The 232-nt window shown below is 37.9% G+C and carries 1 pseudogene; it reads right to left on the bottom strand.

The annotated features are described in order from the left end of the window. Window positions 1–26: 26 nt before the first annotated feature. Window positions 27–232: pseudogene (locus CWB66_RS22510) on the bottom strand (hypothetical protein); the annotation flags it as partial.

Below are 232 nucleotides of genomic sequence, written 5' to 3'. Positions count from 1 at the left end.
AACAAAGATCAACAGCCCCTAATACATTAAACCGCATTTACCTCAGTAAATTTTAAGCCTTTCAGGTTATGCTGTTTCACCAAGTCATATAGACCGCCCTTTTGATCTGTACAAAAGGTGAAAATACCGGCTCCCTTAACTTTGAATAATCCACCCTGTTGTATAGCACCTTTACTTAGGACTAACTTTTTAAAGCGCCTTACCCTGTTAAGGTAATCCTCCCTAAAAATAA

Source organism: Pseudoalteromonas sp. S558 (assembly GCF_005886635.1).
GTDB classification, from domain to species: domain Bacteria; phylum Pseudomonadota; class Gammaproteobacteria; order Enterobacterales; family Alteromonadaceae; genus Pseudoalteromonas; species Pseudoalteromonas aliena.
The sequence above is the reverse complement of the archived record's forward strand: the minus strand, read 5'-3'. Positions and strand labels throughout refer to the sequence as shown.